Genomic DNA, 13,647 nt, shown 5'->3' with positions numbered 1-13,647 from the left:
CGCCATGACGGACATCATCAAGCTCACCGCCGCCGAGATCGCCGAGAAGATCGCCTCCGGCGAGCTCACGGCCGTCGAGGTCACCGAGGCCCACCTGGCCCGGATCGACGCCGTCGACGAGAAGGTGCACGCCTTCCTGCACGTCGACCGGGAGGGCGCGCTCGCGCAGGCCCGCGCGGTCGACGAGAAGCGGGCCCGTGGCGAGAAGCTCGGCCCGCTGGCCGGCGTCCCGCTCGCGCTGAAGGACATCTTCACCACCGAGGGCATCCCGACGACCGTCGGCTCCAAGATCCTCGAGGGCTGGATCCCGCCGTACGACGCGACCCTCACCAAGAAGCTGAAGGCCGCCGACGTCGTCATCCTCGGCAAGACCAACATGGACGAGTTCGCCATGGGGTCCTCCACCGAGAACAGCGCCTACGGCCCGACCGGCAACCCCTGGGACCTCACCCGGATCCCGGGCGGCTCCGGCGGCGGTTCCTCCGCCGCGCTCGCCTCCTTCGAGGCCCCGCTCGCCATCGGCACCGACACCGGCGGCTCCATCCGCCAGCCGGCCGCCGTCACCGGCACGGTCGGCGTGAAGCCGACCTACGGCGCGGTCTCCCGCTACGGCATGGTCGCCTTCTCCTCCTCCCTCGACCAGGGCGGCCCCTGTGCCCGCACGGTCCTGGACGCGGCCCTGCTGCACGAGGTCATCGCCGGGCACGACCCGCTCGACTCCACCTCCATCGACGCCCCGGTCCCGCCGGTCGTCGAGGCCGCCCGCAACGGCAGCGTGCAGGGCATGCGGGTCGGCGTGGTCAAGCAGTTCCGCGGCGAGGGCTACCAGGCCGGCGTCATCCAGCGGTTCGACGAGTCCGTCGAGCTGCTCAAGGAGCTGGGCGCCGAGATCGTCGAACTGGACTGCCCGTCCTTCGACCTGGCGCTGTCGGCGTACTACCTGATCGCGCCCTCCGAGTGCTCCTCCAACCTCGCCCGCTTCGACGGCCTGCGCTACGGCCTGCGGACCGGCGACGACGGCACGCACTCCGCCGAGGAGGTCACCTCCCTCACCCGTGAGGCGGGCTTCGGCGCCGAGGTCAAGCGCCGCATCATGCTCGGCACGTACGCGTTGAGCTCCGGCTACTACGACGCGTACTACGGCAGCGCCCAGAAGGTCCGCACGCTCATCACGCGCGACTTCGAGAAGGCCTTCGAGCAGGTCGACGTCATCGTCTCGCCGACCACGCCGACGACCGCCTTCCCGATCGGCGAGCGCGCCGACGACCCGATGGCGATGTACCTCGCGGACCTGTGCACCATCCCGACCAACCTGGCGGGCAACGCGGCCATGTCCCTGCCCTGCGGCCTCGCCCCGGAGGACAACCTCCCGGTCGGTCTGCAGATCATCGCCCCGGCGCTGAAGGACGAGCGTCTGTACAAGGTCGGCGCCGCCGTCGAGGCCGCCTTCGTGGAAAAGTGGGGTCACCCGCTGCTGGAGGAGGCACCGTCGCTGTGAGCAAGCTGTCGAAGGCCAAGGGCTTCAAGAAGTCCAAGAACGGCCTGTACCTGTCCATGGCCACCACCGCGTTCGGCGCGTTCAGCGTCGCCAAGCAGGCGAAGCTCGCCCGCGCCGAGAGCGACACGCTCCGTCTGGTCGATGCCGCCGTGTCCGCCGCCGCGATCGTCACCGGCCTCGCCATCCTCTACCGCGAGCTGAAGCGGCTGGGCGACGACGACGTCCTGCTGGGCTGAGAGGGAAGTTTCACCGTGACCACCACGACCGACCTGGTGTCGTACGAGGACGCTCTCGCGTCGTACGACCCCGTCATGGGCCTTGAGGTCCATGTCGAACTCGGCACCAAGACGAAGATGTTCTGCGGCTGTTCCACCGCGCTCGGCGCCGACCCGAACACCCAGACCTGCCCGGTCTGCCTCGGCCTGCCCGGCGCGCTCCCGGTCGTCAACGCGACCGGAGTCGAGTCCGCCATCAAGATCGGTCTCGCACTGAACTGCGAGATCGCCGAGTGGTGCCGCTTCGCCCGGAAGAACTACTTCTATCCGGACATGCCGAAGAACTTCCAGACCTCCCAGTACGACGAGCCGATCGCCTTCAACGGCTACCTCGACGTCCAGCTGGAGGACGGCGAGACCTTCCGCGTGGAGATCGAGCGCGCCCACATGGAGGAGGACACCGGCAAGTCGACCCACGTCGGTGGCGCGACGGGCCGTATCCACGGCGCCTCGCACTCGCTCCTCGACTACAACCGCGCGGGCATCCCGCTCATCGAGATCGTCACCAAGCCGATCGTCGGTGCCGGCGAGCGCGCCCCCGAGGTCGCGCGGGCCTACGTCCGTGAGCTGCGCGAGCTCATCCGGGCGCTCGGTGTGTCCGAGGCCCGTATGGAGATGGGCCAGATGCGCTGCGACGTGAACCTCTCGCTGCGCCCGAACGGCACCGAGAAGTTCGGCACCCGCTCGGAGACGAAGAACGTCAACTCGCTGCGCTCGGTCGAGCGTGCCGCGCGCTACGAGATCCAGCGCCACGCGGCCGTGCTCGGCAGTGGCGGCACCATCGTCCAGGAGACCCGCCACTTCCACGAGGACACCGGCTCGACGACCTCGGGCCGTGTGAAGGAGGAGGCCGAGGACTACCGGTACTTCCCGGAGCCCGACCTCGTGCCGGTCGCCCCGTCCCGTGAGTGGGTCGAGGAGATCCGCGCGGCCCTCCCGGAGATGCCGCTGGCCCGCCGCACCCGGCTGCTCGCCGAGTGGGGCATCTCCGCCACCGACATGCAGGCGATCCTGAACGCCGGTGCGCTGGACCTGATCGTCGCCACGATCGACGCCGGTGCCGACGCCGCGTCCGCCCGCAAGTGGTGGATGGGCGAGCTGGCCCGCAGCGCCAACGAATCCGGCAAGGCGCTCGACGAGCTGGCGATCACCCCGGCGCAGGTGGCCCGGGTCACCGAGCTCGTCGCGAAGGGCGACCTGAACGACAAGCTGGCCCGCCAGGTCATCGAGGGCGTCCTCGCGGGCGAGGGCACCCCGGACGAGGTCGTCGACAAGCGCGGCCTGAAGGTCGTCTCCGACGAGGGCGCGCTCACCGCCGCCGTCGAGGACGCCATCGCCGGCAACCCGGCCGTCGCGGACAAGATCCGCGGCGGCAAGGTGGCCGCGGCCGGCGCCCTGGTCGGCGCGGTCATGAAGGCCACCCGTGGCCAGGCCGACGCCGCCCGTGTCAAGGAGCTGATCCTGGAGAAGCTGGGCGTCGGCGAGGGCTGAGCCCGATCCGCGTACAGGCCCTGGGGACCCGTTTCCCCAGGGCCTGTGGCATGCCCGCGAACCCCAGGCGCTACGCTGCCGCGCCATGAAGGGACCCGTCGATTCCGAGACACCGCACATAGAGACACCGCGCACAGAGACACCGCGCACAGAGACAGCGCACACAGAGACAGCGCACACAGAGACACCGCACACAGAGACACCGCACACAGCGACAGCGCACATGGCCGAGGCGGCCGACGAGGACCTCGCCGAGGACGCGCGGCGGGCACGCTGGACGGCGACCGGCACCGGCGTCCTGCTGGCCCTCGCCGGGCTCGCGGCGGCCCTCCTGCGGCTCGCCGGCACCGCGCCCGCACTCGTCCCCGCGGCCTACGCCCTCGGCGCCGCGGTCTGCGCGACCGCCGCCCTCATCGGCTCCCGCGGGCGCACCCGGCGGGCGCTGTGGCTGTTGATCGCGGGCGTGATGGTGATGGCCCTCGGGGACCAGTTCGACTGATCGGCGTGTGACGGGTGAGCGATCCGTGCGTCGGCGCCCACTTCTGTGAATAAGCCCACGAACAGTCCAAAGGATCATTTCCGCCTGTAAGAGTGACTAGGCATTCTCATAGGTTCTTTGCGGGCTGTTCGGTTCATGCACGACTGTTCCCGGTCAAAGATTCACAAACGGTCGTCTCTGGGAGCAGGTTCGTGGCAGCCCTTGCACGCTGGTGTGTCCGGCACCGCCTCGTCACCGTTCTGCTGTGGCTCCTCGCCTTCGGCGGGGTCTCCGCGGCCGCCGCCGTCGCCGGTTCGGCGTACTCGAACAACTACGAGGTCCCCGGCACCGAGTCGGGCCGCGCCACCCAGCTGCTGCGGGACGGTTTCCAGGGCCTCGGCGGGGACAGCGACACCGTCGTCTGGCACACCGGCTCCGGCAGCGTCCGCGCCGCCGACGTTGAGCAGACCATGACCCGCGCCCTCGACGACATCGCGGAGCTGCCGGGCGTCGCCTCCGTGACCAGCCCCTACGGGGGCCACCGCGCGGACCGGATCAGCGAGGACGGGCACACCGCCTACGCCACCGTCACCTTCGAGCAGTCGGCCGAGAACCTCGACGCCGGCCAGGTGAAGGCCGTGGTCGAGACGGCGAAGGCCGCCGAGGCCGACGGGCTCCAGGTGGAACTCGGCGGCAACGCCATCGCGCTCACCGAGTCCTCCGGCGGGCATCTCGCCGAGGTCGTCGGCGTGGTCGTCGCCGCGGTCGTGCTGTTCCTCGCCTTCGGCTCGCTCGCCGCCTCGCTGCTGCCCATCGCCACCGCGCTGATCGGCGTCGGCACCGCCTACTTCGGGATCGTGCTGCTCGGCCACGTCATGACGGTCGCCGACTTCGCGCCCATGCTGGGCATGCTGATCGGACTCGGCGTCGGCATCGACTACGCCCTGTTCATCGTCACCCGGCACCGGCGCGGCCTGAAACGCGGGCTGAGCGTCACCGAGGCCGCCACCAACGCGGTCGCCACCACCGGACGCGCGGTCGTCTTCGCGGGCGCCACCGTCTGCATCGCCCTGCTGGGCATGCTGATACTGCGGCTGAGCTTCCTCAACGGCGTCGCCATCGCCGCCTCGCTCACCGTCGTCCTCACCGTCGCGGCCTCCGTGACCCTGCTGCCCGCGCTGCTGAAGCTGATCGGCATGCGGGCGCTCAGCCGCCGCGAGCGGCGCCGCCTCGCCGAGCACGGGCCCGAGCCCGAGATCCCCACCGGGTTCGCCGCGCGCTGGTCCGCCTTCGTCGAACGCCATCCCAAGAAGCTCGGCGCCCTCGCCCTCGTCGTGATGACCCTGCTCGCCCTGCCCGCGCTCTCCCTGCGCCTGGGCACCTCCGACCAGGGCAACAACACCGAGACCTCGACGACCCGGCAGGCCTACGACCTGCTCGCCGAGGGCTTCGGCCCCGGCGTCAACGGCCCGCTCACCCTCGTCGGCCAGGTGCACGGCGCCGCCGACAAGCTCGCCCTGGACAACCTCGACACCGCCCTGCGCTCCACCCACGGCGTCACCTCGGTGACCCCGGTGACGTACAACAGCGGCGGCGACACCGCGTACCTCACCGTCGTACCGGAGTCCTCGCCGCAGTCGCGGGAGACCAGCGAGCTCGTCGACGTGCTGCGCGCCGAGGTGCTGCCGCGTGCCGAGTCGGGTACCTCGCTCGACCTGCAGGTCGGCGGGGTCACGGCCGGCTACGACGACTTCGCGGACGTGATCGTCGGCAAGCTGCCGCTGTTCGTCGGCGTCGTCATCGGGCTCGGCTGCGTCCTGCTCCTGCTGGCCTTCCGCTCGATCGGCATCCCGCTCAAGGCCGCCGCCATGAACGTCGCCGCCGTCGCCGCCGCGTTCGGTGTCGTCGTCGCGATCTTCCAGTGGGGCTGGGGCGGCGAACTGCTCGGCCTCGGCCGCGCGGGCCCCATCGAGCCCTTCCTGCCCGTGATCATGGTGTCGGTGCTGTTCGGGCTGTCCATGGACTACCAGGTCTTCCTGGTCAGCCGGATGTACGAGGAGTGGCTGGAGACCGGCGACAACCGGCGTGCGGTCCGCGTCGGCCTCGCCGAGACCAGCCGGGTGATCAACTCGGCGGCCGTCATCATGATCTCCGTCTTCCTCGCCTTCGTGCTCAGCGGCGACCGCGTGATCGCCATGTTCGGCATCGCGCTGGCCGCCGCCGTCGCCCTCGACGCCTTCGTCCTGCGTACGCTGCTGGTGCCCGCCCTGATGCATCTGCTCGGCGGCGCCAACTGGTGGCTCCCGCGCTGGCTCGACCGGCGTCTGCCCCGCATCAGCATCGAACCGCCCGAGTGCCGCGCCGCGCATGAGAAGCTCGCCGAGGTTGCGGCCGAGTTCGAAGAGGAGCGGGAACGGAATGTACGCGATATCGCTGGGTGACGACGGAGCCGAACTGCGCCCCCTGGAGCCCTGGCACGCCGAGGAGTTCCTCGGTCACCTGGAGCGCGGCCGGGAGTTCATCAACCGGTACGTGCCCTTCGGCTCACGCGCCACGGACGTGGCCTCGGCCCGCGAGACGCTCCAGCGGTACGCCGACTGGCGCGCGGCCGGCACCACCTCCCTGCACGGCATCTGGCTCGACGGCAAGCTCGTCGGCGGGGTGCTCTACCTCAACTTCGACGAGGCCCAGGGCAACTGCGAGGTCGGCTGCTGGCTGGAGCCCGCCGCGACCGGGCGCGGCCTGGTCACCCGTGCGATGCGGGTGCTGCTGGACCATGTCGTCCTCGACCGCGGCATCCATCGCGTCGAGTGGATCGCCGCCACCGGCAACACGCCCAGCGTCAACGTCGCCCGCCGCCTCGGCATGACCCGGGAGGGCGTGCGGCGCGAGAGCTACCCGCATCGCGGCGTACGTCTGGACATGGAGGTCTGGTCGCTGCTCGCTGCCGAGTGGCGGAGCGCTCGCGAGGCCCTCGCGGATCGTTAAGGCCCCTCTCAGACTCCGTCCGTACGGTGCGGAGCATGGGAACGAAGACTGAGGCCGGAACGACAGAGACCGCCGGGACGACAGAGACCGCCGGGACGACAGAGAACGCCGAGACGGCCGGGACGGTCGACAGCGCCCAGTCCGCCGAGACGGCCGACAGCGCCGAGACCACCGAGGCGCCCGGCACCACCGCGACCACCGGGACCCCGGCCCGGCAGGCCGCGGACGAGGCCGCGGACGAGGCCGGGACCCCGGACGGCTCCGCCGACGAGGGACCCTCCGGGGTCGGCCAGGGCGCCGGGGCCGTCGTCTCCGCCGCCCTCGGCCTGGTCTCCCTCACCGGTGGCTGGATCGGCACCGTCGCCTCCGCGCGCGAGTCGCTCATCGGCCAGCTGGAGACCTCCTCGTCCTCCAGCGTCGCCACCATGGTCAAGGAGGGCTACGGCGACGCCTGGCACGCCGCCGCCCTGTGGGCCGGCGTGTTCGCCCTCGCCGCGCTGATCACCGGCGTGATGGTGCTGGCCCGCCCCGCCTTCGGCGCCCCCGGCAGGCCGCAGGCCCACTGGATCAGGTCGGTCTCCTGGGCGGGCGTCTCCCTCGGCGTCATCGGTCTGCTGCTGGCCGTGCTGAAGTACACGGACGTCCTGCTGGGCCTGCCCTCCGCATAAGGGCCTTAGACACGCCCTGAGGCCCCTCAGGCATGTCTAAGGCCCCTCCCACCTCGGAAGATGCGGAACTCTCCCGATGTGGCGGACCCCCCTGGGAGACGAAGGTCGAGGCATCGCAGAAAGCGGTGCCCCGACCGGGCTCCGGACCACACGGAGACCGGGCCTTCACCAGGGAGTCCGAGATGTTCCAGTACGAGATGCAGCAGATGCGTTCCGCCGAGCTGATCCGCCGCGCCGACCACGAGCGGCTGGTCCGGGAGGCCGTCCGCACCGGCCGTGCCGCGCGCGCCGAGGCGAAGCGCCGGGGGGCCGACGCACGGCCCGCCGAGGCCGAGTCGCATAGCCGCCGTCCACGCCGGCTCCGCTCGGCACGCACCGCGTGAGCGCGGCCGGGGCGGCGGCCCTGGAGCACACGGATGACAAGCACCCGCACCTGCGTGCGATGCTCGCACTCGTGCAGACCACGTCCGTCAGTCCCGTGTTCATCGGCCGCGCCCAGGAGTTGGACACGCTGAACGACGCGCTCGCCCGCGCAGCCGCGGGCGAGCCGCGGGCGTTTCTCGTCGGCGGCGAGGCCGGCGTCGGAAAGACCCGCCTGGTGGAGGAGTTCACCGACACCGCCGCCCGCGCGGGGGCCGTCGTCGCGCTCGGCGGCTGTGTGGAGGTCGGGGCCGAAGGTCTGCCCTTCGCCCCGTTCTCCGCCGCACTGCGCGCCCTGCGCCGCGCCCTGCCGGACGAACTGGCCGCAGCGGCCGCCGGCCAGGAGGACGAACTGGCCAGACTCCTGCCCGAGTTGGGCGACACCGGAGCCGGCAGACACGACGAGGAGGGCCTCGCCCGGCTCTTCGAGCTCACCGTCCGCCTGCTGGAACGCGCCGCCGCCGACCGCACGGTCGTCGTCGCCCTGGAGGACCTGCACTGGGCCGACACCTCCACCCGCCATCTGCTCGCGTACCTCTTCCGCACCCTGCGCACCGGCCGCCTCGTCGTCCTGGCCACCTACCGCTCCGACGACATCCACCGCCGCCACCCGATGCGCCCCCTGCTCGCCGAACTCGACCGGCTGCGCACCGTACGCCGCCTGGAACTGAGCCGCTTCAACCGCGAGGAGGTCGGCCGCCAGATCGCCGGCATCCTCGCCGCCGAACCCGACCCCGCCCAGGTCGACGCCATCTTCGAACGCTCCGACGGCAACGCCTTCTTCGTCGAGGAACTCGCCGTCGCCGCCCAGGAGGGCTGCCCCACCGGCCTCACCGACTCCCTGCGCGACCTGTTGCTGGTCCGCGTCGAGAGCCTGCCCGACGCCGCCCAGCAGGTCGCCCGGATCGTCGCCGTGGGCGGCTCCACCGTCGAACACCGGCTCCTCGCGGCGGCCTCCCGGCTCACCGAGGACGACCTCATCACCGCCCTGCGCGCCGCCGTCAACGCCGGCATCCTCACCCCGGCCCCCGACGGGGCGGGCTACCGTTTCCGCCACTCCCTGGTCCGCGAGGCCGTCGCCGACGACCTGCTCCCCGGTGAGCGCTCCCGCCTCAGCCGCCGCTACGCCGAGGCGCTGGAGGCCGACCCCACGCTCGTGCCCGCCGGTGAACGCGTCACCCGCCTGGCCAGCTACTGGTACCACGCGCACGACGCCGCCAAGGCCCTGCCCGCCGTCCTCGACGCCTCCGCCTCCGCCCGCCGCCGCCACGCCTACGCCGAGCAACTCAGGCTCCTGGAACGGGCGATGGAGCTGTGGGACAGCGCCGCCGAGGACACCCGCGGCGCACTGCGGCTCGGCGACCACACCGACGCCTACTGCGGCTGCGACCCCGCCACCACCACCCTGCGCTATCTGGACCTGCTGGCCGAGGCCGCCGTCGCCGGACGGCTGTGCGGGGAACGCGAACGCGCCCTGAAGATCACCAAGCGGGCCCTCGACCTGCTCGACGCCGACGGTGACGGCGAAGGCGACGGCGGTGACAGCGACACCCTGCGCGCCGCCTGGTTCTGGACCCAGCGCTCCACGCTCGTGCAGTCACTGGGCCGCGGCGACGGACACCACGAGCTGGCCACCGCCCAGGAACTCCTGCGCGGACTTCCCCCGTCGGAGGTGCACGCCGAGGTGCTCGGCACCGTCGCCGACTGGACGATGCTCCACGAGCCCGGCCCCGACGCCCTCACCGCCGCCGAACGCGCCCTGGAGTACGCCCGGATGATCGGCGCCCGCGAGACCGAGCTCAACGCCCGTGTCACCCACGGCGGACTCCTGGTGGACGCCGGCCACGTCGACACCGGCCTGGCGGAGCTGGACCAGGTCCGCCGACAGGCCGTGACCAAAGGCTTCCCCCATATCGCCGGCCGCGCCCACGCCAACCTCTCCCACGCCCTCGAATCCGTGGGCCGCTCACGCGAGGCCGCCCCGCTCCTGAAGGAGGGCATCCGCTTCACCCAGCGATACGGCCTGCTCGTCGCCGAGGCGTGGAGCTGGGCCAACCTCGCCGACACCCTGTACTCCGCCGGCCGCTGGGACGAGGCCGTCGAAGCCGCACAGCAGGCGGCCCGCCGCGACCTCAGTTCCAAGCCACTGGGCGCCGCCGCCATGTGCCTGGCCCAGATCGCCCTGGACCGCGGCGAACCGGCCGAGGCCGCCCGCCAACTGGCCGTCGCCGGGCGCTGTTTCGGCACCCACGACCGGGTGCCGCAGCAGTGGCTGCCCCTGGCCCGGGCCGCTGTCGGCGTGGCCGCGGCCGAAGGCCGGCTCAAGGACGCCCGCGCCGAACTGGCCCGCGCCCTGGACGCCGGCATCCCCCCGGGCACCCATCACTACGCCTGGCCCCTGCTGCTGGACGCCGCCGTCGCCGAGGCCGACACCCGGGCCCTGCCCGCCGCGCAGGAGGGCCGAACCGAGGCCCTCGCCCGCATCCGCGAGGTGACCAGGAAGCTCACCACCGACGCGCCCGTCTGGCACGCCCACGAGGCCTGGGTCCGCGCAGAACTCGCCCACGCCCGGGGTGAGGACACCCCCGGCACCTGGTCGGCCGTGGTCACCGCCTTCGAGTGCCTGGAGCGCCCCTACGACCTCGCCCGCGTCCGTCACCGCCTCGCCGAAGCCCTGCTCTCGGCGGGCCCACCGCCCACCGCCGACGACCGGCACACCGCCTCGGACGACACCCGCGACCGCGCCACCGAGCTGCTGCGGCTCGCCCTCGCGGCCGCCCGCCACCTGGGCGCCGTCCCGCTGGCCGACCGCGTCACCCGCCTCGCCCGGCGCGCCCGCCTCACCCTCGACGGCACCGCCCCGGCGGACGCCACCCCCACCGACCCCGCCAGGGCGCTGGGCCTGACCGGCCGGGAACGCGACGTCCTCCGCCTGGTCGCGGCCGGCCGCAGCAACCGCCAGATAGCCGAGGAACTGTTCATCTCCCCGAAGACGGCCAGCGTCCACGTCTCCCACATCCTCGCCAAGCTCGGCGTCTCCGGCCGGGGTGAGGCGGCCGCGCTGGCTCATCGGCTGGAACTGTTCTCTCCCGAGCCGGGGTGAGGCGGCCGCGCTGGCTCATCGGCTGGAACTGTTCTCTCCCGAGCCGGGCTGAGGCCGGCCGCGCGATGATGGAACAGGTGACCCAACCGGCCACCCGGCCCCAGGAAAGGGAGACGATGTTCAGCCCCTTCGAGGAACTCTTCGCTCCGGGCCGCAAGCACACCCGGGACGAGCGCAAGCGGCTGGAGCTCACCCGTGAGGACGTGGGGGACAACGATCCCGGGCGCGGGCCGATAGACCTGGCGTCCGGGAAGGTCGTCGTCAGGGCACCCCAGCCGGCCGAAGAGGGCCCCGCCCCGGCGACCGAGGAGCACTCCGGCACCCCCTAGCGCACCTCCAGCTCCAGGATCCGGTCGTCGCCCTCCTCCGGGGAACCCCGGCCGTCGGTCTCGCTCGTCACCAGCCACAGCTTGCCGCCGCCCCCGGAGACCACCGTGCGCAGCCGGCCGTACTCGCCCTCCAGGAAGGCCTGCGGGTCGGCCGACGCCTGGGTGCCCTTGAGCGGGACGCGCCACAGCCGCTCGCCGCGCAGGCCCGCCATCCACAGGGAGCCCTCGGCGTAGGCGACACCGCTGGGGGAGGCGTCGGCGGTGTGCCACTGTGCCAGCGGGTCGGTGAAGTCGCCGTCGCCGGAGCGGCCCTCGGCCTCGGGCCAGCCGTAGTTGCCGCCCGGTGCGATCGCGTTGAGCTCGTCCCAGGTGTCCTGGCCGAACTCCGAGGCGAACAGCCGCTGCTCGGCGTCCCAGGCGAGTCCCTGCACGTTGCGGTGGCCGAAGGAGTACACGGGGGAGTCGGGGAAGGGGTTGCCCGGGGCGGGTTCGCCCTCCGGGGTCAGCCGCAGGATCTTGCCGCCCAGGGATTCCTTGTCCTGGGCGAGTCCGGTGTCGCCGGTCTCGCCCGTGCCGACGTGGAGCATGCCGTCCGGGCCGAAGGCGATCCGGCCGCCGTTGTGGATGAACCCCTTGGGGATGCCCTTGAACACCGTGTCGGGCGCGCCCAGTTGCTCGCCCGGCGGCCTGTCCGCGTCGTACAGCATCCGCACGATGCGGTTGTCCGACGCGGAGGTGAAGAAGGCGTAGACCATGTGGTCCGAGGCGTAGTCCGGCGACAGCGCGATGCCCAGCAGGCCGCCCTCGCCCTCCGGGGACACCCCGGACACCTCGCCCAGCTCGGTCTTGCGGCCGGTCTCCACGTCGACCCGGAGGATCGTGCCCTCGTCGCGTGAGGAGACCAGCAGGTCGCCGTCCGGCAGCGGGGCCAGGCCCCACGGACTGTCCAGGCCCTCCGCGACCGTACGGACGACCTTCACCGAGCCCTTCGCCGGCGGGGTCTCCTCGGCCGCGGCGGAGGAGGGCGCACCGGCCGCCGTACTCCCCGATGCCGTGCTCCCCGGCCCACCGGGCGGATCCCCTCCGCCGCCGTCCGAGGAGCAGCCGGCCGTCAGCAGAAGCGCGGCGGCCAGCACGGCCGTCCCGACTCGACGTTGCACGATCTTGGTCCCTTCGACGCGGCGGCTACTCCTTCTCATACACCGCCGGCACCCCTCGGGTTCCCGTTCCGCGCGATTCAGCGGGTCCCCGATCCCCGCGGTCCGCCGGTCCCCGGCTCATACGGTCCGGCAGATCCCGGGTCCGAGCCGGCCGATCACCCCGTCCGAGCGGTCCATGACCTCCCGGCCCCGGCGCGCTCCCGTCAGTCCCAGGATCCCCTGGCCCGCGGCAGTCCCGCCAGCTCGGCCAGGTCCTCCGGGCTCAGCCGCAGGTCCGCCGCCCGCGCGTTCTCCGCCACCCACCGCTCCTGCTTGGCCCCCGGCACCGGCACCACGTGCGGCCCCTGGGCCAGCACCCAGGCGAGGGCCACCTGGGCCGGGGTGACCGCCTCGCCGTGGCGGGCGGCGACCCGGCGCAGGCCGACGACGATCGGCTGGTTCGCGGCCATCATCTCGGCGGTGAAGCGAGGGTGCCGGGCGCGCATGTCGTCCGGCTCGAACCCCTGCCCAGGGGTGAGGGTGCCGGTGAGGAAGCCGTTGCCGAGCGGCATCGCCGCCAGGAAGCCGATACCGCGGGCCTCGCACCAGGGCAGCAGGGTGCGCAGCGCCTCCGGCGACCACACGGACAGCTCGGCCTGCACGGCGCTCACCGGGAAGACCTGCTGCACACGCTGCAGTTGCCGCAGCGTCGCGTCGTACAGGCGGGCCCCCGAGCGGCGGTTGCCCCGCACCCCGACGGCGCACAGCCCCAACGCCCGCACCTTGCCCGCCCGTACGAGCTCCGCCATCGCGCCCCAGGTCTCCTCCACCGGCACCTCGGGGTCGGCGCGGTGCAGCTGGTAGAGGTCTATGACGTCCGTCTGCAGGCGCCGCAGGGACGCGTCGCAGGCCCGTTTCACATAGCCGGGGCGGCCGTTGGCGACGATGTGCTGCTCGCCGACGAGCAGTCCGACCTTGGTCGACACGAAGGCGTCCGCGCGCCGCTCCTTCAACACCCGCCCGATCAGCAGCTCGTTGGTGAACGGCCCGTACATGTCGGCGGTGTCCAGCAGCGTCGAGCCCGTGTCGAGCGCCCGGTGCACCGCCCTGAGGGATTCGTCGCCCCGCTGCCGTGACGTGCTGTAGGCCCAGCTCATCGGCATGCACCCGAGCCCGACGGCCCCCACCGAGAGTGCCCCCGCGCCGATCGTCCTGCGCTCCACCTGGTCGTGACCCTCCCTCTCTTGGGACCCCAACC

At 72.5% G+C, this 13,647-nt stretch carries 12 protein-coding genes; 10 read left to right on the top strand and 2 right to left on the bottom strand.

The window, feature by feature from the left end; translation table 11 throughout:
- Nucleotides 1-4: 4 nt before the first annotated feature.
- The 10 genes from gatA (at nt 5) to ACIGXJ_RS31240 (ending at nt 11,250) form a co-directional block, all read left to right on the top strand.
- Nucleotides 5-1,498 carry an Asp-tRNA(Asn)/Glu-tRNA(Gln) amidotransferase subunit GatA gene (gene gatA, locus ACIGXJ_RS31285; protein ID WP_399652464.1) on the top strand — a complete coding sequence of 498 codons (1,494 nt, stop codon included), beginning with the start codon at nt 5-7 and terminating at the stop codon, nt 1,496-1,498.
- Nucleotides 1,495-1,734 carry a hypothetical protein gene (locus ACIGXJ_RS31280; protein ID WP_043504295.1) on the top strand — a complete coding sequence of 80 codons (240 nt, stop codon included), beginning with the start codon at nt 1,495-1,497 and terminating at the stop codon, nt 1,732-1,734. The genes gatA and ACIGXJ_RS31280 overlap by 4 nt, the downstream gene beginning before the upstream one ends.
- A 15-nt stretch (nt 1,735-1,749) precedes the next feature.
- Nucleotides 1,750-3,264 carry an Asp-tRNA(Asn)/Glu-tRNA(Gln) amidotransferase subunit GatB gene (gatB, locus tag ACIGXJ_RS31275; RefSeq protein WP_399652462.1) on the top strand — a complete coding sequence of 505 codons (1,515 nt, stop codon included), beginning with the start codon at nt 1,750-1,752 and terminating at the stop codon, nt 3,262-3,264.
- Nucleotides 3,265-3,487: 223 nt separating this feature from the next.
- A complete protein-coding gene (locus ACIGXJ_RS31270) occupies nt 3,488-3,763 on the top strand; it encodes a hypothetical protein (RefSeq protein WP_399652459.1) in 276 nt (91 codons plus the stop codon).
- Nucleotides 3,764-3,954: 191 nt separating this feature from the next.
- Entirely contained in the window at nt 3,955-6,183 is a 2,229-nt protein-coding gene (locus tag ACIGXJ_RS31265; RefSeq protein WP_399652457.1) for an MMPL family transporter, read from the top strand.
- A complete protein-coding gene (locus ACIGXJ_RS31260) occupies nt 6,161-6,730 on the top strand; it encodes a GNAT family N-acetyltransferase (RefSeq protein ID WP_399652454.1) in 570 nt (189 codons plus the stop codon). The genes ACIGXJ_RS31265 and ACIGXJ_RS31260 overlap by 23 nt, the downstream gene beginning before the upstream one ends.
- A 35-nt stretch (nt 6,731-6,765) precedes the next feature.
- Nucleotides 6,766-7,398: a hypothetical protein gene (locus ACIGXJ_RS31255; protein WP_399652452.1), complete on the top strand. Its 633-nt coding sequence runs from the start codon at nt 6,766-6,768 to the stop codon at nt 7,396-7,398.
- 182 nt (nt 7,399-7,580) lie between these two features.
- A complete protein-coding gene (locus tag ACIGXJ_RS31250) occupies nt 7,581-7,781 on the top strand; it encodes a hypothetical protein (protein WP_399652449.1) in 201 nt (66 codons plus the stop codon).
- Nucleotides 7,782-7,840: 59 nt separating this feature from the next.
- Nucleotides 7,841-10,921 carry an AAA family ATPase gene (locus tag ACIGXJ_RS31245; RefSeq protein ID WP_399652623.1) on the top strand — a complete coding sequence of 1,027 codons (3,081 nt, stop codon included), beginning with the start codon at nt 7,841-7,843 and terminating at the stop codon, nt 10,919-10,921.
- Between the two features lie 116 nt (nt 10,922-11,037).
- Nucleotides 11,038-11,250 (top strand): DUF6191 domain-containing protein, encoded by a 213-nt coding sequence (locus ACIGXJ_RS31240; protein WP_399652621.1) that lies wholly within the window; start codon nt 11,038-11,040, stop codon nt 11,248-11,250.
- On the opposite strand, the gene ACIGXJ_RS31235 is transcribed toward ACIGXJ_RS31240, so the two are convergent.
- Nucleotides 11,247-12,449 (bottom strand): PQQ-dependent sugar dehydrogenase, encoded by a 1,203-nt coding sequence (locus tag ACIGXJ_RS31235; protein ID WP_399652446.1) that lies wholly within the window; start codon nt 12,447-12,449, stop codon nt 11,247-11,249. The two genes, ACIGXJ_RS31240 and ACIGXJ_RS31235, sit on opposite strands and share 4 nt — an antisense overlap.
- A 164-nt stretch (nt 12,450-12,613) precedes the next feature.
- Nucleotides 12,614-13,612, bottom strand: a complete 999-nt coding sequence (locus ACIGXJ_RS31230) for an aldo/keto reductase (RefSeq protein WP_399652444.1) — start codon at nt 13,610-13,612, stop codon at nt 12,614-12,616.
- Between the last annotated feature and the right edge of the window lie 35 nt (nt 13,613-13,647).

It is taken from the genome of Streptomyces sp. NPDC053367 (assembly GCF_044545925.1).
Lineage (GTDB): Bacteria > Actinomycetota > Actinomycetes > Streptomycetales > Streptomycetaceae > Streptomyces.
This window is presented reverse-complemented; position numbering and strand designations above follow the sequence as displayed.